This is a genomic window from Streptomyces sp. NPDC001634, assembly GCF_040298185.1.
In the GTDB taxonomy this organism is placed as follows: domain Bacteria; phylum Actinomycetota; class Actinomycetes; order Streptomycetales; family Streptomycetaceae; genus Streptomyces.
The window spans coordinates 115781-138424 of the sequence record NZ_JBEOZU010000004.1 but is presented as its reverse complement, the minus strand read 5'-3'; the positions used below and the strand labels follow the sequence as shown (position 1 = coordinate 138424).

Annotated in this window: 21 protein-coding genes and 1 riboswitch; of the genes, 5 read left to right on the top strand and 16 right to left on the bottom strand. The window is 70.8% G+C overall.

The window, feature by feature from the left end; genetic code table 11:
* Positions 1–36 precede the first annotated feature (36 nt).
* Positions 37–993 carry a hypothetical protein gene (locus ABT186_RS04130; RefSeq protein ID WP_351223234.1) on the bottom strand — a complete coding sequence of 319 codons (957 nt, stop codon included), beginning with the start codon at positions 991–993 and terminating at the stop codon, positions 37–39.
* A gap of 256 nt (positions 994–1249) precedes the next feature.
* Between ABT186_RS04130 and ABT186_RS04125 the strand changes: the two genes are divergently transcribed.
* Positions 1250–1906 carry a uridine kinase family protein gene (locus ABT186_RS04125; RefSeq protein WP_351923465.1) on the top strand — a complete coding sequence of 219 codons (657 nt, stop codon included), beginning with the start codon at positions 1250–1252 and terminating at the stop codon, positions 1904–1906.
* Between the two features lie 427 nt (positions 1907–2333).
* On the top strand, positions 2334–4193 hold the full coding sequence (locus ABT186_RS04120) for an AAA family ATPase (protein WP_351223238.1): 1860 nt from the start codon (positions 2334–2336) through the stop codon (positions 4191–4193).
* Positions 4194–4325: 132 nt separating this feature from the next.
* Here the strand turns inward: ABT186_RS04120 and ABT186_RS04115 are convergent, their stop codons facing one another.
* The 10 genes from ABT186_RS04115 to ABT186_RS04070 all read right to left on the bottom strand — a co-directional run bounded on the left by ABT186_RS04115 (position 4326) and on the right by ABT186_RS04070 (position 13696).
* Entirely contained in the window at positions 4326–5405 is a 1080-nt protein-coding gene (locus ABT186_RS04115) for a hemolysin family protein (RefSeq protein WP_351923463.1), read from the bottom strand.
* Complete coding sequence (locus tag ABT186_RS04110; protein WP_351223240.1) at positions 5402–6739, bottom strand: hemolysin family protein; 1338 nt, start codon at positions 6737–6739, stop codon at positions 5402–5404. Before ABT186_RS04110 ends, ABT186_RS04115 begins: the two co-directional genes overlap by 4 nt.
* Positions 6740–6973: 234 nt before the next feature.
* Entirely contained in the window at positions 6974–7438 is a 465-nt protein-coding gene (locus ABT186_RS04105; protein WP_351223242.1) for a PH domain-containing protein, read from the bottom strand.
* 14 nt (positions 7439–7452) lie between these two features.
* Complete coding sequence (gene hisG, locus ABT186_RS04100; protein WP_351923461.1) at positions 7453–8301, bottom strand: ATP phosphoribosyltransferase; 849 nt, start codon at positions 8299–8301, stop codon at positions 7453–7455.
* Between the two features lie 54 nt (positions 8302–8355).
* Positions 8356–8628: a phosphoribosyl-ATP diphosphatase gene (locus tag ABT186_RS04095; protein ID WP_351223246.1), complete on the bottom strand. Its 273-nt coding sequence runs from the start codon at positions 8626–8628 to the stop codon at positions 8356–8358.
* 34 nt (positions 8629–8662) lie between these two features.
* Positions 8663–9148: a 6,7-dimethyl-8-ribityllumazine synthase gene (ribH, locus tag ABT186_RS04090; RefSeq protein WP_351223248.1), complete on the bottom strand. Its 486-nt coding sequence runs from the start codon at positions 9146–9148 to the stop codon at positions 8663–8665.
* Positions 9149–9167: 19 nt separating this feature from the next.
* Positions 9168–10487: a bifunctional 3,4-dihydroxy-2-butanone-4-phosphate synthase/GTP cyclohydrolase II gene (locus tag ABT186_RS04085; RefSeq protein WP_351223256.1), complete on the bottom strand. Its 1320-nt coding sequence runs from the start codon at positions 10485–10487 to the stop codon at positions 9168–9170.
* 86 nt (positions 10488–10573) lie between these two features.
* Positions 10574–11218, bottom strand: a complete 645-nt coding sequence (pnuC, locus tag ABT186_RS04080) for a nicotinamide riboside transporter PnuC (protein WP_351223250.1) — start codon at positions 11216–11218, stop codon at positions 10574–10576.
* Positions 11215–11817 (bottom strand): riboflavin synthase, encoded by a 603-nt coding sequence (locus ABT186_RS04075; protein WP_351223252.1) that lies wholly within the window; start codon positions 11815–11817, stop codon positions 11215–11217. Before ABT186_RS04075 ends, pnuC begins: the two co-directional genes overlap by 4 nt.
* 147 nt (positions 11818–11964) lie before the next feature.
* A riboswitch (FMN riboswitch) is annotated at positions 11965–12095 on the bottom strand.
* A 368-nt stretch (positions 12096–12463) separates the two neighbouring features.
* Entirely contained in the window at positions 12464–13696 is a 1233-nt protein-coding gene (locus ABT186_RS04070; protein WP_351226946.1) for an ROK family transcriptional regulator, read from the bottom strand.
* Between the two features lie 133 nt (positions 13697–13829).
* Between ABT186_RS04070 and ABT186_RS04065 the strand changes: the two genes are divergently transcribed.
* Entirely contained in the window at positions 13830–15041 is a 1212-nt protein-coding gene (locus tag ABT186_RS04065; protein ID WP_351923507.1) for an MFS transporter, read from the top strand.
* On the opposite strand, the gene ABT186_RS04060 is transcribed toward ABT186_RS04065, so the two are convergent.
* The 3 genes from ABT186_RS04060 to ABT186_RS04050 form a co-directional block, all read right to left on the bottom strand.
* Positions 15001–15459: an acyl-CoA thioesterase gene (locus ABT186_RS04060; RefSeq protein WP_351226944.1), complete on the bottom strand. Its 459-nt coding sequence runs from the start codon at positions 15457–15459 to the stop codon at positions 15001–15003. The two genes, ABT186_RS04065 and ABT186_RS04060, sit on opposite strands and share 41 nt — an antisense overlap.
* 99 nt (positions 15460–15558) lie before the next feature.
* The gene (locus ABT186_RS04055; RefSeq protein ID WP_351923459.1) at positions 15559–16824 is read right to left on the bottom strand and encodes an alginate lyase family protein; all 1266 of its coding nucleotides are present in this window, start codon (positions 16822–16824) and stop codon (positions 15559–15561) included.
* Positions 16825–17026: 202 nt separating this feature from the next.
* Complete coding sequence (locus ABT186_RS04050) at positions 17027–18139, bottom strand: glycoside hydrolase family 6 protein (RefSeq protein WP_351923505.1); 1113 nt, start codon at positions 18137–18139, stop codon at positions 17027–17029.
* Positions 18140–18319: 180 nt separating this feature from the next.
* Between ABT186_RS04050 and ABT186_RS04045 the strand changes: the two genes are divergently transcribed.
* Positions 18320–18994, top strand: coding sequence for a DUF5995 family protein (locus tag ABT186_RS04045; protein WP_351923457.1), 675 nt, complete (start codon positions 18320–18322; stop codon positions 18992–18994).
* A 90-nt stretch (positions 18995–19084) separates the two neighbouring features.
* Positions 19085–20014, top strand: a complete 930-nt coding sequence (locus ABT186_RS04040; protein ID WP_351226938.1) for an LLM class F420-dependent oxidoreductase — start codon at positions 19085–19087, stop codon at positions 20012–20014.
* A 16-nt stretch (positions 20015–20030) separates the two neighbouring features.
* On the opposite strand, the gene ABT186_RS04035 is transcribed toward ABT186_RS04040, so the two are convergent.
* Positions 20031–21743, bottom strand: a complete 1713-nt coding sequence (locus ABT186_RS04035) for a flavin monoamine oxidase family protein (RefSeq protein WP_351923455.1) — start codon at positions 21741–21743, stop codon at positions 20031–20033.
* Positions 21744–21792: 49 nt separating this feature from the next.
* Complete coding sequence (locus tag ABT186_RS04030; protein WP_351923453.1) at positions 21793–22581, bottom strand: carbon-nitrogen hydrolase family protein; 789 nt, start codon at positions 22579–22581, stop codon at positions 21793–21795.
* Positions 22582–22644: the final 63 nt, after the last annotated feature.

Genomic DNA, 22644 nt, shown 5'->3' with positions numbered 1-22644 from the left:
TCTGTGGGGGGATTTACCGGAAAGGGAATGAACGTCTCAGACGGCTCCCGGCACCGGGAGTCCGCAGGCGCGCCGGGCGCGCGAGAGCTGCTCCTCGGGGTCGCCGAAGACACTCCAGGGCATGCGCGAGGCGTAGGGCCCCATGGCCACCAGGACGGCACGCGCCTCGAACTCGCACTGGGCCATGACCAGCGCGTGCGCGAGATACGCCAGGTCGAGCACCGGAGTGAAGCGGTAACCGGCCACCTCCGGCAGCCAGTTCCGGTAGACCGCGAGCGTGGTGGAGCGCCACTGGGGCTGCTCCCAGAGGTGGTCGGCGAGCAATCGGGAGGGGTCGTAGCTCTCGACGAGCGCCACCAGGGGCAGCAGCCGCAGCGGCGAGGTGACGGGCGCCCGCTGACCGAGGAAGGCGGCGACGTCCCAGGCGGCGTTCACCGAGCCGCGATGGCGGGAGAAGAAGTAGGCGAGGAAGCGGTGGTGGGCCTCGCGGTGGAAAGGGTCGAACCGCAGGATGTGCGAGAACAGCTGCCAGGGGCCGGGCGGCGCGGTGAGCAGTCCCTGCGGGGCGGGCTCACCGATCTCGTGCAGACGCGCCAGCGTCAGCCTGGCCACCCAGGGGGTGGGGTCGTGCGGCGCCATGATCGTGGCGCGCTCGCAGGCGTTCAGCGCGATGCGCTCCAGCGCACGGACCCGCTCGTCATGGGCGTCGGCGGCGCGCACCGCCCGCAGAACGGCGACGCGCGCCCATATCAGCGCGGCTTCCGGGCTGGGCTCCTCGGCGAGCCAGCGTTCCGACAGGTCGGAGTCGGCTGCCTCGGAGGCGAGGACGAGGGAGCGATGGGCACGGAGTCCGGCGTCGTCACGGGTCTCGGCGAGCAGTGTGTACGCGCCCAGATAGCGGCCGGCCCGCACTTCCACGCACACGCTCGCCAGTTCGCGGTCGTCGGCCGCCGGATGCCATACGTACTGCCCTTCGAATAAGCCCGCGGCCATGCTCCCCCGTCCATCCCCGTACGGCGCTTCGCAGTTGCGCACGAGGCACCCTACTCAGCATCGGGCACAACCGGAATCCAGATTCCCAAATACCCGGTTCGAGATGATCACCGAGTTCGGGGAGCACGAATGAGGAGCCGATGATTGACAAATGAACTGTTCAATGCGACACCAATTTTCGCGGCTCACGGGATCAGGCCCTCACATCCTGCTGGCCGGCTCGACTTCACACCCACGTAGAATGTTCCCCCGAAATATGCCATTGTCCTCTCACCTCACCCCGGGAATCGCCATTCACGCCCTCGCATCCCGCCTGCGGCAGCTGCCGCCGTCCTGCGGCCCTGTCCGCCTCATCGGCGTCGACGGGCACGCGGGCTCCGGGAAATCCACGTTCGCCGGGCAGTTGGCGACCGCGCTCGGCGGCGCACCCGTACTGCACCTCGACGACATCGCCACCCACGAGGAACTGTTCGCCTGGACGGAGCGGCTGCTGCGGGAGGTGATCGAGCCGCTCACCCGCGGCGAGACCGCGCACTATCGCCCCTACGACTGGCGGGCCCGGCACTTCGGCCCCACCCATGCACTGCCGCCCGCCCCCGTGGTCCTGGTCGAGGGGGTCGGTGCCGGCCGCCGGGCCCTGCGCCCGCATCTGGCGCGGCTGCTGTGGATGGAACTGCCGCACGAGGAGGCATGGACCCGCGGTCGGACCCGGGACGGCGAGGAGCAACATGCCTTCTGGGCCGGATGGGTGGAGGCGGAGCACCGGCACTTCGCCGAGGACCCCTCGCGGCCGTTCGCCGACCTTCTGGTGCGACAGGGGTCCGAGGGATACGAGGTGCTGCCGGGGCCCGTCGGGACGACTGGTCCGGACCAGGATCTCACCCACAGTGACGGACCATCGGCAGTGTGCTGAACTTGTGAAGGCGCTTGCGGGAGAACTTCCTTGAGGGCTTCAAGTCGGCTTGACCCGGGGGCCGTACAGGACTTACGTTCTGAATGTGCGGCTTTCGAGGCCGTCCGCAGACGCGAAGCCCCCGGTTGTTCCCCCGTGATCGGGGGCTTCGTTCTGCCCTGGTTCCTTTCTGCGGGCGCCGGGAGGCTTGAATCGCTCACCCTCGGTGACCATACGGTGTGCGCCCCGTCTGCTCCCACCTCGCCAAACGGTCGGTGCGGCACCCTTCGGTGCGCCACTCCCCCGCAGGTACGATGCCTCTCGGTGCGACCTTCGGAGGCTGCTCTTCGCACTGCAACTCCGTTCCGCGGCACAGCAGTTCGAGCAGGGCGACCGACGGGCACGGGCCCGGCGGTGAACCGACGGGGGCACGGTTGTGGGGGACGTGATGGACTTCGGCACCCAGGGCCCCGAGGCCCCGGCCGACCTCGCCTGGCTGCGAGGTGTGGATGCCTACACGATGGGCGCCTATCCGCAGGCGGAGGAGGAGTTCCGCGCTGCGGTCCGGATGGATCCCGGAATGGCCGACGGCTGGCTCGGGCTGCACGCACTGCGCGTCGACACGACGACCGCGCTGCTGCGGATGTTCCGCCACCGGGACCGCTTCGGGGAGCAGCGGGCGCGGCACCGGCGCAATCTCAACTCCTGGTACTGGCTGGGCTGGTGGGTGCAGCCGGTGCTGGAGAGCCCGCGCGATCTGCTGCTCGCGCACGCCTCGCACTGGCTGGACGGCCGCCACGTCCCGGAGCTGGACCGGGCGCTGGCCGGACTGCCCCCCGTCGACACCGATCCCCAGGTCCGCTTCCTGCACGCCTGCCGGGCCTACCTGGTCAAGGACTGGGAACAGTTGGTCCGGCACACCGATCCGCTGATCGACGACCCCATGCTGGGCATCGAGGCCGGGCTCTTCGGGGGGATGGCCAGGGTCCGCCTGGAGATGTACGGGCAGGCCGAGCCGCTGCTGTCCGCCGCCCTGATGCGCTGCCGCAGCGAGCAGCCGCAGCGCAAGGAGCTGCGGTACTGGCTGGCCCGCGCCCACGAAGGCACGGGCCGCTCGGCGGCCGCCCTCCCCCTCTACCGTGCGGTGCACCGCGTCGACCCTGCGTTCATGGACACCTCGGCGCGGCTCGCGGCGATCGCCGATGGGGACGGGTACGACGAGTCGGCCGATTTCACGACGATGGCTTTCGCCGGAGGCGGGGACGTGCTGGAGGGGCCGGACGGCCTCGATCCGCTGTTCGGCACCGAGGGCCGGGACCTGAAGCTCTCCGACCCCGAACCGCCACCGCCCGGTGCGCTGCCCGCGCAGCGGGACGCCGTGCGCGAGAAGGACTCGGTGCCCTCGCAGGCGTTGCCGGCTGGGCCCACGGATCCGGCGCTGCTGGAGGAGGCGCTGGCCGAGCTCGAGCGCATGGTCGGGCTGGAGCCGGTGAAGCGCCAGGTCAAGGCGTTGTCGGCACAGTTGAACATGGCGCGGCTGCGGGCGAACCAGGGCTTACCCGTACAGCCGCCCAAACGCCACTTCGTCTTCTCCGGCCCCTCGGGCACCGGCAAGACCACGGTGGCGCGCATTCTGGGCCGGGTCTTCTACGCACTCGGCCTGCTCGGGGGCGACCACCTCGTGGAGGCGCAGCGGGCCGACCTCGTCGGCGAGTACCTGGGCCAGACCGCGGTGAAGGCGAACGAGTTGATCGACTCGGCGATCGGCGGGGTACTGTTCGTGGACGAGGCGTACTCGCTGTCCAACTCCGGCTACGGCAAGGGGGACGCGTACGGCGACGAGGCACTGCAGGTGCTGCTGAAGCGGGCGGAGGACAACCGCGACCACCTGGTGGTGATCCTCGCCGGTTACCCCGAGGGCATGGACCGGCTCCTGGCCGCCAACCCCGGACTGTCCTCGCGTTTCACCACCCGGGTCGACTTCCCCTCCTACCGTCCCTTGGAGCTGACGGCGATCGGCGAGGTCCTGGCCGCGGAGAACGGGGACGTCTGGGACGAGGAGTCGCTGGAGGAGCTTCGCTCGATTGCCGGGCACGTGGTGGACCAGGGGTGGATCGACGAACTCGGCAACGGGCGGTTCCTGCGGACGCTGTACGAGAAGAGTTGCGCGTACCGGGATCTGCGGCTCACGGGGTACCCGGGGGTGCCGAACCGGGACGATCTGTCGACTTTGAGGTTGCCCGATCTCATGCAGGCGTACGGGGAAGTTCTGTCCGGGCGGGGGCCGCAGGATCCTTCGGGGTTGTGAGGATCGCCCACGAGCTCGGTCGGCTTCCGACGTCCTGCGTGTGCGGATGCGTTGTGATTGACCGCGCCCACGCGGCGGAGCCGCATATTGATACAGCCCCGCGCCCCTTACGGGGCGCGGGGGAACCCAGGATCAGCTCGGTACCGCTTCCTTCTGTTCCGGCCGTTCCGGCATGCGCGGCTGGGGTGGGGCCTCCCTGTGCGCCGGATCCCTGACCTCGCCCACCAGGAGTTCCAGTACGTCCTCCAGGGCGACCAGGCCCAGCACCCGGCCGGAGCTGTCGGCCACCTGGGCCAGGTGTGTGGCGGCCCGGCGCATCACCGTCAGTGCGTCGTCCAGTGGCAGCTCCGCCGCGAGCGTGGTCATCGGTCGCCAGAGCTGCTGTGGCACCGCCCGCTCGGACTCCTCCAGGTCGAGGACGTCCTTCACATGCAGATAGCCCATGAAGGCGCCGTTCGCCGCGACCACGGGGAAGCGTGAGTAGCCTGTGCGCGCGGTCAGCGCCACCACCTCCCCGGGGGTGACCGTGGGTTGCACGGTCACCAGCAGGGCCGGGTCCAGGAGCACGTCCGTGACCGGGCGCGAGCCCAGTTCCAGTGCGTCCTCCAGCCGCTCCTGCTCCTCGGGGTCGAGCAGGCCCGCCTGGCCGGAGTCCTCCACCAGCTGGTTGAGCTGTTCACTGGTGAAGACCGCCTCGACCTCGTCCTTCGGCTCCACCCGGAAGAGTTTGAGGATCACCCGGGCGCATGCGCTGAGCGCGACCGTCACCGGCCGGCACAGCCGCGCGAACGCGACGAGCCCGGGACTCAGCCACAGCGCGGCCTTCTCGGGCGCCGCCATCGCCAGGTTCTTCGGCACCATCTCGCCGATCACCAGGTGGAAGAAGACGACGGCTGCGAGCGCGATCACATACCCGAGCGGGTGAACCATCTCGTCCGGGATGTGCGCCGCCGCGAACACCGGCTCCAGCAGATGGGCCACCGTCGGCTCCGCGACCGCGCCCAGCGTCAGCGAGCACACGGTGATGCCGAACTGGGCCGCGGCCATCATCTGCGGCAGTCGTTCGAGCCCGTACAGCACCTGCCGGGCCCGTGCGGTCCCCAGCGGCTCGATCTGGCTGCGCCGCACGGAAACGAGCGCGAACTCGGCGCCGACGAAGAACCCGTTCACGAGTACCAGCAGCGCGGCGAACACGAGTTGGATCAGGCTCATCGCACCGCCTCCGCGGCCGGCGCGGCGGCGTCCGCGATCTTCACGAGCCTGACCCGCTCGGCGCGGTAGTGCTCGACCTGGCGCACCGTGAGCCGCCAGCCGGGCAGTTCGGCGCGGTCCCCGGGGGCGGGGATCCGGCCGAGGAGATCGGCGACGAGTCCGGCCACGGTCTCGTACGGTCCCTCCGGCACGTCCAGGCCTATCCGCTGCAGGACGTCGACCCGGCAGCCGCCGTCCGCGTCCCACGCGGGGCGCCCGTCCTCGGGCGGCGCGGCGGCGAGCTCGGGCAGGTCCTGTCCGTCGTGCTCGTCGCGCACCTCGCCGACCAGCTCCTCGACGATGTCCTCCAGGGTGACGACGCCCGCCGTGCCGCCGTACTCGTCGACGACGACGGCGATGGGCTGCTCACTGCGCAGACGCTCCAGGAGGGGCTGAACGGGCAGCGTCTCCGGCACGAGCAGCGGCGTCTGGGCGATCCGGGTGACGGGCGTGCGCAGCCGTTGATGCGAGGGCACCGCGAGAGCGTCCTTGAGGTGCACCATGCCGACGATCTCGTCGATCTTCTCCCGGTAGACGGGGAAGCGGGACAGACCGGTGGCCCGGGTGAGATTTACCACATCCTCGGCCGTGGCGGTCGACTGCAGCGCGCTGACCTTCACGCGCGGGGTCATCACATGCTGCGCGGTCAGCTCGCCCAGGGACAGGGTCCGTACGAACAGATCCGCCGTGTCCTGCTCCAGTGCGCCGGCCTGAGCGGAGTGCCGGGCCAGGGAGACGAGTTCGCCGGGGGTGCGGGCGGAGGCCAGCTCCTCGGCGGGCTCCACGCCCAGGGCGCGGACGAGGCGGTTGGCGACCGCGTTCAGCGCGGCGATCACCGGGCGGAACAGGCGCGAGAACAGGTGCTGCGGGCCCGCGACGAAGCGGGCGACCTGGAGCGGCCGGGAGACGGCCCAGTTCTTGGGCACGAGTTCGCCGATCACCATCTGCGCGGCCGACGCGAGCAGCATGCCGACGACCACGGCGACGCCGCTCGCCGCGCCGTCGGGGATCCCGATCGCGGAGAACGGGCCGTGCAGCACCTCGGCGAGCGCCGGTTCGGCGAGCATGCCGACGACGAGCGAGGTGATGGTGATGCCGAGCTGGGTGCCGGAGAGCTGGAAGGACAGCTCCTTGAGCGACTCGACGACCGTACCGGCCCGTCGGTCGCCCTCGGCCGCGGCCTTCTCGGCGTCGGGCCGCTCGACCGTGACGAGTCCGAACTCGGCCGCGACGAAGAAGCCGTTGGCCAGAATCAGCAGGAACGCCGCCCCGAGGAGCAGCAAGGGGATGGTCATGATGCCGCCGCCTCCGCGTGTTCGCAGACGACTCTGTCGAGGTCCGCGCTATGTCGGCAGGGGGCGGCGCAGGTACTACAGGACGATCCGTCCATCGCCGGAGGGAGTCACTCCTCGGATAGCAGGAGCCCCCGAGCACCGGGCGGAACATCAGGGGCGGAGGCGCAACGTGAACGCCTCTGCCACCAGATTAATCAAGACATCGCCCTGTGTGGCAGGGTGGAGGGCGCCGAGTCAGCCCGGATGTCGCTCGGGATGGGCCGTGGAACGGGCGTCGGCGAGCGCCCGGAGCGTGCGCGCGTCCTCGATCGCACGCTGTTTGGCGATGCCTGGCTGGATGCCGAGGGCGGGCAGGCTGGTGCCGTCGCTGAGGTTGAGGAACACCCAGGGATCACCCGGACGCAGGTTTACCTGGAGGATTTCCGCCCAGTCCAGGTGGCGTCGGCTGGCGATGTTGACGACGGTGACCCCGCTCTCCTCGGCGACGACCTTCGGCCGGGAGAGCAGGAGCAGCACTCCCAAGAGGACGGCCGCCGTGAAGACGAAGCTGAGGCGCTCCCCGGAGGTGAGCTGCTCCAGCAGCATCGCGACCGTGGTGATGACCACAAAAATCGCGACACCGGCGGTCAGCAGGACGGCACGGGTGCGGCCTGGCCGGAAGGTGACGGGAAGGGCGGGCAGAGAGGACTGGTCCGGCATCGGTGTGCGCCCCCTCAGAGGCGGCAGGCGTGGATGGCCGTCGTCAGGATGGCCCGGGCGCCGATCTCGTACAGGTCGTCCATGATCCGCTGGGCCTCCTTGGCCGGGACCATGGCCCGGACGGCGACCCAGCCCTCGTTGTGCAGCGGCGAGACGGTCGGGGACTCCAGGCCCGGAGTGAGCGCGACGGCCTTCTCCAGCTGCTCGACGCGGCAGTCGTAGTCCATCATCACGTAGGTCCGGGCCACCAGGACGCCCTGGAGGCGGCGCAGGAACTGCTGGACCTTGGGCTCTTCGCCGTCGGCGCCGGTGCGGCGGATGACGATCGCCTCGGACTTCATGATGGGTTCGCCGATGACCTCGAGGCCCGCGTTGCGCAGCGAGGTGCCGGTCTCGACGACGTCCGCGATCACCTCGGCGACGCCCAGCTCGATGGCGGTCTCGACGGCGCCGTCGAGGTGGACGACGGAGGCGTCGATGCCGTTGTCGGCGAGGTGCTTGGCGACGATGCCCTCGTAGGAGGTGGCGACCGTCATGCCCGAGAGGTCCTCGACGCCGTTCGCGGTGCCGGGCTTGGTGGCGAAGCGGAAGGTGGAGCGGGCGAAGCCGAGCGGGAGGATCTCCTCGGCGTTGGCGCCGGAGTCGATCAGCAGGTCGCGGCCGGTGACGCCGATGTCGAGGCGGCCTGAGGAGACGTAGATCGCGATGTCGCGGGGGCGGAGGTAGAAGAACTCGACCTCGTTCTCCGGGTCGACGATCCGCAGTTCCTTGGACTCCCGGCGCTGCTGATAGCCGGCCTCATGCAGCATCTCCGCCGCAGGGCCGGACAGTGAACCCTTGTTGGGGACGGCGATGCGCAGCATGAGGTCGGCTTCCTTCGTTCGTGCGTACGTATATGGAGGTGTTCGGTGTACGGCTCAGAGGTGGACGTAGACGTCGTCCAGGGAGATCCCGCGCGCCACCATCATCACCTGGACGTGGTAGAGCAGCTGGGAGATCTCCTCGGCAGCCGCCTCCTTGCCCTCGTACTCGGCGGCCATCCAGACCTCGGCGGCCTCCTCGACGACCTTCTTGCCGATGGCATGGACGCCCTTGCCGACCAGCTCTGCAGTGCGGGAGGTGGCGGGGTCACCGTGGGCGGCCTTGTGCTGGAGCTCGGTGAAGAGCTCCTCGAACGTCTTCTTGGACATGGTGGTCCTAACCCTACGCGCTCCGGGGCGTACCTCAGTGCCAGGGTTCAGATACTGAACGGAGCGTTGCCGCGGTCGCCACCGCCGCGGTCACGGCCTCGTGTCCCTTGTCCTCGTTGGAGCCCTCCAGACCCGCACGGTCCAGGGCCTGCTCCTCCGTGTCGCACGTCAGCACGCCGAAGCCGACGGGGACACCGGTCTCCACGGAGACCTGGGTCAGGCCCTGGGTGACGCCCTGGCACACGTAGTCGAAGTGGGGCGTACCGCCGCGGATGACGACCCCGAGCGCGACGATCGCGTCGTAGCCCCGGCCCGCGAGGACCTTGGCGGCGACCGGGAGCTCGAAGGTGCCGGGGACCCTGATCAGCGTCGGCTCGTCGATGCCCAACTCGTGCAGGGCGCGCAGGGCGCCGTCCACCAGACCGTCCATCACCTTGTCGTGCCACTGTGCCGCGATGACGGCGACCCGCAGGTCGCTCGCGTTGCGTACGGACAACTCCGGTGCACCCTTGCCGCTCACGTCTCTCCTCAGTGCTCTGTTACTGGTTGCCGCAGGCCGACACGGCGGTCGTGTCCAGCCAGGGCAGGTCGTGCCCCATCCGGTCCCGCTTGGTGCGCAGGTAGCGGAGGTTGTGTTCGCCCGCCTGTACGGGCATCGGCTCCCGGCCGGTGACCTTGAGGCCGTGCCGGAGCAGGGCTTCGGTCTTCTCCGGGTTGTTGGTCATCAGACGCACGCTGCGGACGCCGAGGTCCTCCAGGATCTGGGCGCCGGCGCCGTAGTCACGGGCGTCGGCGGGCAGGCCCAGTTCCAGGTTGGCGTCCAGGGTGTCGCGGCCGCGCTCCTGGAGCTCGTACGCCCTCAGCTTGGACAGCAGCCCGATACCGCGTCCCTCGTGGCCGCGCAGGTAGACGACCACGCCCCGGCCCTCGGCCTGGATGCGCTCCAGGGAGGCCTCCAGCTGGGGGCCGCAGTCGCAGCGCAGGGAGTGGAAGACGTCGCCGGTCAGGCATTCGGAGTGCATGCGGACGACGACGTTCTCGCCGTCGCCGATCTCGCCGTGCACCAGGGCCACATGCTCGACGCCGTCGAGCATCGAGCGGTAGCCGTACGCGGTGAACTCGCCGAAGGCGGTGGGCAGATGGACCTCGGCCTCGCGTCGGACGGTGGGCTCGGACGGGGGTGCCCCCTCCTCGGGAGAAGCCAAGAGCTTGGGGGAACGCCGGTAGGTGATCAGGTCCTCGATGGAGATGATCGTCAGGCCGTGCTTGCGGGCGAACGGGATCAGTTCGGGCAGCCGCAGCATGTGGCCGTCCTCGCCCGCGATCTCCACGATCGCGCCGGCCGGGCGCAGTCCCGCGAGCCGGGCGAGGTCGACGGCGGCCTCGGTGTGGCCGTTGCGGACGAGCACGCCGCCGGGCTTGGCGCGCAGCGGGAAGATGTGGCCGGGGCGGACGAAGTCGCCGGGGCCCGCCTCTCCCCCGGCGAGCAGCCGGAGGGTGGTGGCGCGGTCGGAGGCGGAGATCCCGGTGGTCACGCCGTGGGCGCCGCTCGCGTCGACCGACACGGTGAACGCGGTGCGCATCGACTCGGTGTTGTTGTCCACCATCTGCGGGAGCTCGAGGCGGTCGAGTTCGTCGCCCTCCATGGGGGCGCAGATCAGACCGCGGCACTCGCTCATCATGAAGGCGATGATCTCGGGGGTCGCCTTCTCGGCGGCGATGACGAGGTCGCCCTCGTTCTCCCGGTCCTCGTCGTCCACGACCACGACCGGGCGGCCTGCCGCGATGTCGGCGATGGCCTGCTCGACCGGGTCGAGGGCGAAGTCCTCGATGTTGTCCGTGCTGTAGAGGATCGACATCGAGGGGGCGGCGCGATGGGGGTCACCCCAGGCGTTCGGCACTGGGGGAGCCTCGTTCAGGGTGGTGGTGGGAGACGGGAGGGCGGTCATGCCGGGGCTCCTTCCAGGACGGGCTGCTCCGCCCTGCGGGAGCGCAGCCACCAGTCGCGCATGCCCCACAGCACGAGCGCGCCGTAGATGACGTAGACAAAGCCGGAGAAGGCAAAGCCGTTGGCGAAGTTGAGGGGGACGCCGACGGCGTCGACCAGCAGCCAGGCGAACCAGAACTCGACCATGCCGCGCGCCTGGGCGTACATGGCGACGATCGTGCCGACGAAGATGTACGCGTCCGGCCACGGGTCCCAGGACAGTGACGGGTAGGCCTTGAACAGACCCGCGACCGCGACGGTGCCCACGGCGGCGGCCGCGACCAGCACCGCGCGCTCGCGCCAGGTGGCGAACCGTACGGCGACATGGCCGTCCTCCGCCTGGCCCTTGCCGCGGTTCCACTGCCACCAGCCGTAGACCGCGACGACCATGACGACGACCTGCTTGCCGGCGCTGCCGGAGAGGTGGGCCGTGGCGAAGGCGGCGAAGAGGATGACGCCGGAGAGGAACTGCACCGGCCAGCTCCAGATGGAGCGCCGCCAGCCGAAGGCGAGGGCGATCAGACCGATCACGTTGCCGATCATGTCCGACCACTTGATGTGCTGGCCGAAGAGCGTGAAGGCCTCGGAGTTGAGCCAGTTCACCGCCCGGCCCCCTGACTGGCCAGCAGGCGCTCGACGTACTTGGCGATGACGTCGACCTCGAGGTTGACCGGGTCGCCGGGCTGCTTGATGCCGAGCGTGGTCAGCGCCAGGGTCGTCGGGATGAGGCTGACGGTGAAGCGGTCGGAGCCGGCCTCGACGACGGTGAGGCTGATGCCGTCGACCGTGATGGAGCCCTTCTCGACCACGTAGCGGGTCAGGTCCGCCGGGAGCGAGATGGTGATGAGCTCCCAGTTGTCGGAGGGCTTGCGTTCGAGGACGGTGCCCGTGCCGTCGACGTGACCCTGCACGATGTGCCCGCCGAGGCGCGCGCCGACGGCGGTGGGGCGTTCGAGGTTGACCCGGGAGCCGACCGTGAGGGCACCGAGGCTGGAGCGGTCGAGGGTCTCCGCCATGACGTCGGCGGTGAATTCGTCGCCCTCGTGCTCCACGACGGTGAGACAGACGCCGTTGACGGCGATGGAGTCACCGTGCTGTGCGCCTTCGGTGACGACGGGTCCACGGAGCCGGAAGCGGGAGGAGTCGCCGAGGTTCTCGACGGCGGTGACCTCACCCAGCTCTTCGACGATTCCGGTGAACACTTCCCGGGTCCTCCTGCCACGTTGGGGCACGGACTCCGGGGCCTGTCGATGACGACAGCAGATACGGGCGAGAACACCGGGACGACGCCGGACGGAACTCGTCCACGTGGACGAGCCAATACGGCGGCGCGCACGAATGCCCGCCCGCCGCGCACTGCCTCCCATCCGGACTTTAACCGTCGGTCCAGGAATTTCACCTGGTCAACCGGCCGCTGGAAGCGACCGGGTCGCGGACTGTAACCGCCGGTTCGGACTTTCACCGACCCCGGAGTGCGCTGCTTCTGGTACAGCCTCAGTGTGCCACGCCTGATCGACAGCCATGCGGGTGAACCGCTGTGTGGTGGCTCACACGTTCACATACTGGACTTCCATGGCCGCTCATGCGGGAGCCCTCCCCATCGCGATCCGGGGCAACACCCGCCCCACGAGCGGCATTTGACAATTGGTCCATACCTATTGACCAGTCTGGTCTAGTCCTTTTAGGGTCGGGATTCCCGGCGCGGCGCGCCGCCCCTGAGCGGCCCGGCGGCGGTGACGGAGGCCCTTGCCCCGCCGCCGGGCCCCACCACCGCAACTGCCGGGCTGACGGCGTGACGACGACCGCCGCCCCCGGCGACCGGCGGCGGCCCCGCGGCGCGCCCCGCGCCTACCGGGAAGGCGGCACGAACAGTTCGTCCTGGGCGCCGTCCCTTGCGGTCAGCAGGGCGCCGCGCAGTACCGCGGCGCCGCCCAGCGTGCTCGCCCGTACCTCGGTCCGCAGCGGTGACATCCGCGCGAGCCGCTCCTCGACCCGCACCGCGAGCACCTCTCCGCCCGCCTGTCCGACCTCGCCGCCGAGCACGACACAGCCGGGGTCGAGGATGGCGGTGACGGAGGCGGCGCCGATGGCGAGGCGGTCGGCGAGGGCGTCCAGGAAGCGCGCGGCCCGGTCGGCGCCGGGCGGGGCCGGAACCACCGCCCCCCTCGGCCCGCCGCCCCCGGCGACCGCGGCCACCGCCTCCCGTACCAGCCCCGCCGAGAGCGGCTCGTGTCCCGCGCCTTGCGCGAACAGCCCGTACTCCCCCGCGAGTTCCGTGATCGCTGCCGACCCGGCCAGCGAGTGGAAGCCCCCCTCGCAGTCCGTCGCCGACGGCAGCGTCCCGGTGCCCGGGACCGGCAGAAAGCCGATCTCGCCGGTGCCACCCGAGGCACCGCGGCGCAGCGCGCCGTCCAGCACCACGGCAGCCCCGGTGCCATGCCCCAGCCACAGCAGTACGAACGTGTCACGATCGCGGGCGGCACCCTCGCGCTGTTCGGCCAGGGCGGCGAGGTTGGTCTCGTTCTCCACGGTCACGCGCGCGGGCAGCCGCTCCTGGAGCGCGGCGACGAGCCTTCGGTGCCACTCCGGCAGCCCCGAGGAGTCGCGGAGTTCACCGGTGGCGGGGTCGATGAGCCCGGGCGCCCCGATCCCGACCGTGTGCAGCCGATCGGCGCCGGCCTCCTTCGCGGCGCGCTCCACCACCGCCACCGCCTGTTCGACCGCGGGTCCCGTGCCGGTGTCACCGCCGATGGGCACCGACGCCTCGGCGAGCACCCTGCCGAGCAGGTCCGAAACGAGCACGGAGACGCCCTCGGTGCGCACGTCGAGGGCCGCGAGATGGGCGCGGTCGGCGACAATTCCGTACAGCCGGGCGTTCGGACCGCGCCGTTGCTCGCCCGACTCCCCCACCACCGCGATCAGCCCGGCGGCCGTGAGTCGCTCGACGAGGTCGGCGACCGTGGGGCGGGACAGTCCGGTGAACTGCTTCAACTGCCCTGCCGTCAGCGGGCCTTCCTGCTGGAGCAGTCGCAGGGCGAGCCGGTCGTTGATGGCCCGGGCGGTGCTCGGGGATGCGGGCATGCCGGGATCCTCCCAGATCGGCGGGGCCGCTCGCTGTGCGGCCTGTCATCACCTATCTATCAGGCAGGCTTCCTGATAGTTTACGCGACGCAGCGGGGTGAACACAGGCGGGGAGGGGCGGAGAATGAGCGAAATGACCGAAGGGGTCCTGCAGCAGCGCGAGGTGAGGCGCGCCCGGTACGCCGTGGCCGCGGTGTTCGCCGTGCACGGCGCCGTCACCGGCTCGTTCGCGACCCGCGTGCCGTGGATCCAGGACCACGCCTCGGTCGGCGCCGGCCAGCTCGGGTTCGCCCTGGCCTTCACGGCCTTCGGCGCCTCCTGTTCCATGCCGCTGGCCGGGCGGATCAGCCACCGCTTCGGCAGCCGCACGGCCCTGCGCGGACTGATCTCGCTGTGGACGCTCTCCCTGGTGCTGCCGTCCCTCGCACCCAATCTGTTCACGCTGTGCCTGGCGATGTTCACGTACGGGGCGAGCGCGGGCATGGCCGATGTCGCGATGAACGCGCTGGGCGTCGAGGTCGAGCACCGGCTCGGCAAGTCGATCATGTCCGGTCTGCACGGCATGTGGAGCGCCGGTGCGCTGCTCGGCTCCGCGGCCGGCACGCTCGCCGCGCACCTCGGTTCCGACGCACGCGTGCACCACGCGCTCGCGGCGGCCACCCTCACGCTCCTCGGCGTGCTGGCCTGTCACTGGGTGCTCGATCTGCAGCCCGCAGAGGAAGAGGAACCGCCGCCCCGGTTCGCGCTGCCGCCCAGGTCGGCGCTGCTGATCGGCGCGGTCGGGTTCTGCGCGGTGTTCGCGGAGGGCGCGAGCCTGGACTGGTCGGCGGTCTATCTGCGCGACGGGCTCGATGCGTCGGCCGGTCTCGCGGCGGCGTCGACGACCGGCTTCATGCTGACGATGGCGCTGGCGCGGCTCGCGGGAGACACCGTGGTGAACCGCTTCGGCGCGGTCCGCACCGTCCGTGCCGGTGGCGTCCTCGCCGTCCTCGGCGGACTGCTCGTCGTCGTCGCGGCCCATCCGGCGGTGGCGATGGGCGGGTTCGCGCTGATGGGCCTCGGCATCGCCGTCGTCGTACCGCTGTGCTTCGCGGCGGCCGGGCGCAGCGGCCCCAACCCCAGCCAGGCCATAGCGGGCGTCGCGACCATCACCTACACCTCGGGGCTGATCGCCCCGAGCGTACTCGGCGGACTGGCGCAGGCGACGAGTCTCGTCGTGTCCTTCGGTCTGGTGACGGTGCTGGCGTGCGGACTCGCGGGGTTCGCCGGCGTACTGCGTGCGGGCGACCGCGACCGCCCGAAAGTCAGTCCGCCGAGCGCAGCAGTTCCCGGCCCACGGCCCTGAACCGCTCGCTCCACGACGTAGGACGCAGGGTCGCCGCGTCGAGCCGGACGAGGACCCGGGTGCCGTGCGCGTACGTCACGGTGCCGTCGGCCGAACAGAACCGGAACCCGTACGTCAGTCCGGTGTTCCCGAGCCGCTCCAGCCACAGGTGCACGGCGTACGCGCCCGGCTTGGTGACCGGGGCCTCGTAGCCGATCCGCAGTTCCTTGACCGCGTTGCAGAAGTCGCCCGCGGCCTCCCAGTCGCCCTCGAAGCCGAAGCCCTGCTCATGCCACAGGGCGGTCCAGGCGCGCTCGACCATGAGCGGGTATCGGGCGTTGTGGAGCAGGCCGAGCGCGTCCAGGTCGTCGAAGTGGACGGCGACGGGGATCAGCCGGCCGTACGAAAGGACTGGTGCGGCCTGGGCTTCGGCGGTCACGGGCGGGTGCTCCTCGAAATGGCCTGATGAGGCGCTCGCGACACTGCGGCGCTGGACACAACCATGGTAAGCGGTCGCTCAGCAGCCTCCGCCCGTGGGTCAGCCGGCGATCGAGTCCAGCTGCTCGGCGGCGGGCCGCAGGGCCCACAGATCACCGCCGGGCGGTGCCTCCAGCAGCCGTACGGCTTTCTGGGCCCCTACGTCTCCCGCGTCCGCCGCCGCGTGCACCACGTCGGTCGCCGCATAGCGGTGGAACTCCAGCTCGGGGTGCGTCCAGGGCGCCGCGCCGGTCGCGGCGGGCAGCAGATAGTCGACCGCCTTGAACAGGCTCTGCCCTTCCGGCCCCCGGTACGACCACAGGTCCACACCGACATGGCGGCCGATGGCCGCGAGCCGGGTGTACGCCACCAGGTCGAAGGTCGAGTAGTGCCAGCTGCGCGTCCGGGCCAGCTCCTGGGGCTGGCTGCCGTCGGCGGCGATCTGCGGATCGATACGCCGGGCACGCGCGTCCAGGACCGTCTGCCGGGCCAGCTCCTCGTCGCCGGTCGCACACGCGAGGGCGGCGAGCTGCATGTCGTAGAAGGTGCCGTGGTTGTTCTTGGCGGCGCCTTCCTCCTTGCCGAACGCACTGTCCGTCAGCCAGCCGCGGAAGGCGATGTTCCAGTCGCGCATTGCCGTCCGGTCGGCCCTGGACCAGCCGGGGGCGCCGGTGTTCAGGATGGCGATCGCGTCCAGGACGCTGGTGTAGGACTGCGAGAAGTCGATGATGCCGATGGCGCGGCCGTCGTACTTGCACGGGATGAACTGCCCGTGGTCCAGGTTGGGGTTCATCTTCGTCGCCGGGTCGAGGAACCAGGTGCGCAGGACCTGGGCGGCCTTCTCGGCGTACTGCTTCCGGCCGGTGTAGTACCAGGCGAGCGAGAGGTCGTAGGCCGAGTCGAAGACCTTCTCCACGTCCTGACGGTCGGTGCCGGTGTCCACCTCGGGGTTGCGCTCTCCGTCACGCTGCTCGTAGGGGCACCCCCAGGGGTTGTCGGCGGTCTTCGGCCGTGTGGGCCACCAGTACGGGGCCTGGCTGAGGTAGTCGTGGATGTCGCCGCCGGGTGCGGGCTTCGGCTTGTCGACGACCGTCCAGGGGCCCTGGTCCAGCCAGGCGTCGGCACGCGCGGTCAGCTCCTTGAGCGCGCCGCGCAGCCGGGTGTCTCCGTGGTCGAGCCGGAGTCTCGTCTGCTGGAGCCGGGCGCCGTCGAGGACGGCGGTTGCGGGGACCTTCGGTGCCGCATGGGAGGAGGCGGCGGGCACGCCGACGGCCGCGAAGGCGGTCAGGGCGGCGAACAGAGTGGCCAGGCGGGGTCGTGCACTCATCAAGGCTCCGATCATCCATGTGAACGCAGTTCATGAGTGGGACCATGTGAGCGTAGGACTGCCTGGTGCACGTGACAATGGTCCGGACAATTCTTCAGCTGGGCACGCCGGTCCTCATCACCGGCTGCCACGCACTGCGGGCCATGGCCCCCGCGCATCTCAAGGGGCACAGCCACACCCCCGAGGCCCGCTGCGCGGGGATTCACCGAGCCAACTGGTACGCGTACTCCGGCGAGAACGACCCCGGCGTCCCCTTGCAGCCGTCCGACTCGCCCGGCAGCTTCACCCACAGATAGGCGTCGATCCCGGCCTCTCCCGTGCGCAGCGTCGGCGCCTGTCCGATCCTGCGGCCGGCCGGGTCGCACCACGCGCCGTCGGCCGGGGCACCGTTGCCGTTGCGGCTGGTGTCGATCACGGCACCCAGACGCGCGGAACCGCCCAGGCGGGCCAGCACCTCGCGGGCGTAGGCGATCTCGTCGCCGGTGCGCTGGAAGTTGGACACGTTGGTGAAGATGCCGTCGGAGCCCTCGGGCGCGGCGGCGCCCGCCCGGTCCAGCAGAGAGGCCTGTTCGGCGGCCGCATTCCAGCCGGAGTGCCCGCCGTCGTAGTAGACCCGGGCCTTGGGATCCGCCGCCTTCAGGACGCGGCCGGCACGCGCCAGCGAGGCGAAGCGGTCGGCCTGCCGGCCTTCGGTGAGGCAGTCGGACTGGGCGACCGAGTCGGGCTCCAGGACGACGATGACCTCACCGGAGCCGAGCCCCGCAGCGAAGCCGTCGATCCACGCGTCGTAGGCGGACAGATCGGGCGCGCCACCCCGCGAAGCCCCGCCGCAGTCGCGGTTCGGAATCGTGTACGGCACCAGGACCGGGACGCGGCCCTGCGCCGCGGCGGCCGAGGTGACGGCCCGCACGCGCGCGGTGATGGTCGACGGCGAGAAATCCGCGAACCAGACGGCGGCCGGGCGGTCGGCGATACGGGACGCGATGACGGCCCGCCGGGGGTCGCCGGGATGGGCCGCCAGCCAGTCGAGGACCTGGGACTCGGAGTGGCGGTAGAGCAGGGCGGGAGGGGACGCGGACCGGGGCTTCCTGGAGGGCGTGGCGGCGCTCCGGCTCGGCGCGGAGGACGTCCGCGCGGGGCTCGGTGCCGCGGACGGTGTGCCGGACGGGGCGGACGGCACGACGGTCTGCCGCTGAAGGACGGTCGAACGGGTCACGTCCGGAGGGGCCCGGTCGGGGCCGCGGCCGTCGTCGAGCGCCGACATCGTCCCCGCCGCGGCGCCCGTCATCACCACCACCGAGGCCGCCGCGACCATGGCTGCGCGCCGAGCGGCGCGCCTGCGGGCGGCCCGGCGCTCGGCCAGCCGCCGGACGCGTAAGCCTGACACGTCCCGATCCCCCTGTCCCCCTCATGGCCCACCGGTGCGTTCCCCCGTTCCGGGGAAGCCCGCGGGCCGGTGGCACTCCGGTCGGCCCGCTCCTGGAACTCTGCCCCCATGACGCGGTTGGAGCACTTCACGACCGAGGTGGACACGGTCGTCTCACGTATGCGCGCGCTCGATGCGGGCTGGCCGGAACACGACGGCGTCGCGGTCTTCAACCGCGTCTACCTCGCCGTCACCCAGGAGGTCGACCGCCGACTGGATGACGGGGACTTCGCGGACGGACGGGCCGCGACCACCCTGGACGTGCGGTTCGCCGAGCGGTATCTGTCCGTGGCCGAAGACGGCCCCGTTCCCGCCTGCTGGCGGCCGCTGTTCCAGTTCCGGCGCCATCCGGGAGTACGGCCCCTGCAGTTCGCGCTCGCAGGCATCAATGCGCACATCGGGCACGATCTGGCGCTCGCCGTCGTGGACGCCTGTCGTACGCTCGGCTGCGAACCCGCGGATCTGGAGGACGAGTTCGACCACGTCGGCGACATCCTCGTCTCGCTGGAGGAGCGCATCCGGGAGGATCTGATGCCCGGTCCCGATCTGCTCCAGATCGCCGATCCGCTCACGCATCTGCTCGGCGCGTGGAGCCTGGAGCGGGCCCGCGAGGCCGCCTGGTCGGCGGCGCGGGCGCTGTGGGCGCTGAGGGAACTGCCGGATCTGGCCGATGACTTCGCACGGCGGCTGGACGCGGCGGTGGGTTTCGCGAGCCGGATGCTGCTCACGCCGCTGCCGGACTGATCCGGCCTTTGCCGCCTGTCGGGACGGGAACTTCCGTGTGATCGCTGTAAGTTGACGGGGAGGCACATCCATTGCGAAGGAGCAACAGGTATGGCGACCCGGCTCGGACTCGGCCTTCCGCAGAACCGTCAGTACGACCTCGGCAAGGACGTGCCCGACGTGGCACGCACGGCCGAGCAGATCGGATACGAGAGCCTGTGGGTCTATGAGCGGGCCCTGTTCCCGGACCCCGCCGGCCAGGGGCTCTACGGCATCGAGGGCCTCCCCTGGCCGGATTCGTACCGCAACGTCGCCGACCCCCTGGTCACCCTCACCCTGGCCGCGGCGGCCACCGAGCGTGTCCGGCTCGGCTCCAGCGTGCTGGTCGCCCCGCTGCACCAGCCGTTCCAGCTGGCCAAGGCCCTGGCCTCGCTGGACGCGGCGAGCGGCGGGCGGGTGATCGCCGGCTTCGGCACCGGCTGGTCCCTGGACGAGTACGCGGCCGCGGGCATCCGCCCCATCGAGGAGCGCGGCCAGGTGCTGGACGAGATCATCGAGGTGTGCCGGGCGGTGTGGGGCCCGGACCCGGTGAGCTACGACGGCCGTATCACGAAGATCACGTCCGCCGTGGTCGGCCCCAAGCCCGCCCGGCCGATCCCGATCCTGCTGGCTGCGAGCAACCAGAAGTCGCTGCGCCGGCTCGTCGACCACGCCGACGGCTGGCTGCCGGTGGGCATGGGCGCCGAGCAGATCGCCACGCAGTGGCAGCAGCTGCAGGACCTTGCGGCCGAGCGCGGCCGCAAGGAGCCCCTGCAGACCGTCCTGCGGGTGAACGCCATCTACCAGGCCAAGGCCTACGACGGCGACGACCGCCACCCCTTCCAGGGCAGCGCCGACCAGATCGTCGAGGACCTGGTGGCGCATGCGGCGATCGGCCTGGAGGAGATCCTCGTCGACCTGCAGGGCACCCCCCGCGACGCCCAGGAGCTCAAGGACGTCGCCGCTGAGGTGTACCAGAAGGCGCGGGCGGCCGGGGTGTGAAGCCCTGCCGGCGGATTCAGTCCTCCGGCAGTTCCACCGGTGCGATCTCGTCGTAGACGTCGCCGGGGCCGGGGTTGGCCGGGTCGGTCGCGCCGCCGAGGTGGTGCATGACGCCCCACACGGCGTTGAGCGCGGTCTGCACGGCTCCCTCGGCCCAGCCGGCCGTCCAGGAGATGTCGTCACCGGCGAGGAAGATGCCCCGCTTGTCCTCGGGCAGCCGGTCCTGCATGAAGTGCGTGAACAGGCGCCGCTGGTAGCGGTAGTGACCGGGCAGGTTCGCCTTGAACGCGCCCATGAAGTAGGGCTCGTTCTCCCAGGAGACCGTCACCGGGTTGCCGATGATGTGCTTCCTGATGTCGACCTTCGGGTAGATCTCGCCGAGCGACTTCAGCATGACCTCCATCCGCTCGTTCGCGGACAGCGGCAGCCACTTCAGGCTGTCGTCGCACCAGGTGTACGAGAGGCAGATGACGGCGGGCTTGTCCGGACCGTCGTCGAGCAGGTAAGTGCCGCGCGTCATGCGGTCGGTGAGCGTCATCGACATGACGTCCCGTCCGGTCGGATTTCCCCTGTCGTCGACGGCCTTGTCGAGCCAGAAGGGCCGGTCGACGGGCACGAAGAGCTTGCTGGACTCCATGTAGTGGGTCCGCTCGATGGCCGTCCAGTGGTCGATCGGGAAGAGCGCGTCGTCGCAGGCGATCTTGGAGAGCAGCATCCAGGACTGGGCGGTGAAGATGGCCGCCGGATAGGTGCGGATGTCGCCGTTCGCGTCCGTCACCGTGATCCGGTTGCCCGTGGTGCGGTGCAGCCGGGTCACGGCGGGCCGGGGCTCGCCGTTCTCGTGCAGGGACTTCAGGGACGTCCCGTACGCCCAGTGCACGATCTTCTCCGGCTCGCGCTCCCACAGGCGCAGCGGCAGCTGCTGGGAGCCGCCGACGATGCCGCGGTGGTGGTCGTCGGCCTCGGTGTAGACGACGCGCAGGATCTCCAGGATGGAGTTCGGGAAGTCGGTGTCCCAGCCGCCGGTGCCGAAGCCGACCTGGCCGAAGATCTCACGGTGCCGGAAGGACCTGAAGGCGTCGGAGTCGCACAGGAAGCCGTAGAAGGTCTGGTTGTCGAGCTTCTCGACGAGCTTCGACCAGATCTCACGGATGCGTGGCACATCGCGTTCGCGCATCGCGCGGTTCATGTCGGAGAAGTCGGCGCCCTCCTCCAGGCAGGCGTTCCACGCGTTCGCCACGTCCCGGTAGACCTGCGGCAGGTCGTCGAGGGTCTCGGCGTAGTGGCTCTCGCCCTTGAGGTCCACGACGGTCGAGGGGGTCGCCTCGGCCAGCGGGTTCGGGAACGGCCTGGTCTCCAGGCCGACCAGGTCGATGTAGTGCTGCAGCGCCGTGGAGGAGGGCGGGAAGCGCATGGCTCCCATCTCGGCGGTGAGCGAGGGGTCGCACCCGTCGAAGCCCACCGTCCGCAGCCGGCCGCCGATCCGGTCCGCCTCGTAGACGACGGGCTTGAGGCCCATCTTCATCAGCTCGTAGGCGGCCACGATGCCGGACAGGCCGCCGCCGATGACGGCGACCTCGGTGCCGTGCCCGGTCGCGGGTATCTGGCCGAGGCCCGCCGGGTGGGCGAGGAAGTCGTCGTACGCGTACGGGAAGTCCGGCCCGAACATGGTGATCGGCGGCTGCTGCTCGTCTGCGTGCTGGACGGCGTTGGGCACCATGGACGTCATGGGGTACGGACTCCTTGCGCGAAAAGAACTCGGGGGAAGGCTGAGGGGGTCAGACCAGGGACCCGTAGAGGCCGGGGCGGCGGTCCTTGAGATACGGGTTCGCCTCGCGGGAGGCGGCGAGGAAGGCGGGGTCGACGTCGGCGAGGACGAGCTCCTCACCGCGACCCGCACGGGCCCGGGCGATCCCGTCGGGCCCGGCGAGGGTGGACAGCCCGACGAACTCGAACTCCCCCTCGGGACCGACCCGGTTGACGTACGCGACGTACATCTGGTTCTCCCAGGCCCGCACCGGGACGAGGGATTCGGCGACGAACTGGAACGGATGCATCTGGGCCGTCGGGACCACGAGGAGGTCGGTGCCGGCCAGGGCGTGGGCGCGGACGTTCTCCGGGAACTCGACGTCGTAGCAGATCATGATCCCGACGCGGAGGCCGTTCAGCTCGGCCTGGACGACCGGCTGGTCGCCCGGGGTGAAGTGGTCCCGCTCGAAGCAGCCGAAGAGGTGGGTCTTACGGTAGTTCGCGAGGCGGGTGCCGTCGGCCGAGACGAGCTGCGCGGAGTTGAAGACGGTCTCGCCGTCCCGCTCCGGGTAGCCGTAGACGATGGCGAGGCCGTGCCTGGACGCGATCTCGGCGACCGCGTCCGCCCAGTCGCCGTCGGCGGACTCGGCGAGCCGGGCGATGTCGCCGCCGATCGCGTACCCGGTGAGGAACATCTCCGGCGCGACCAGCAGCCCGGCACCCGCGGCGGCCGCACGGCCCGCGGCATCGTCGAGGACCTTGAGGTTCTCGACGACCGAGCCGAGGCGTCCGGAGCTCTGGAGCAGGGCGGTGCGCATGCGTGTTCTCCACCGGTACGGAGGGGGTTGGGGGCCAGATAGACGGTACGGTCGGCGCCGTCG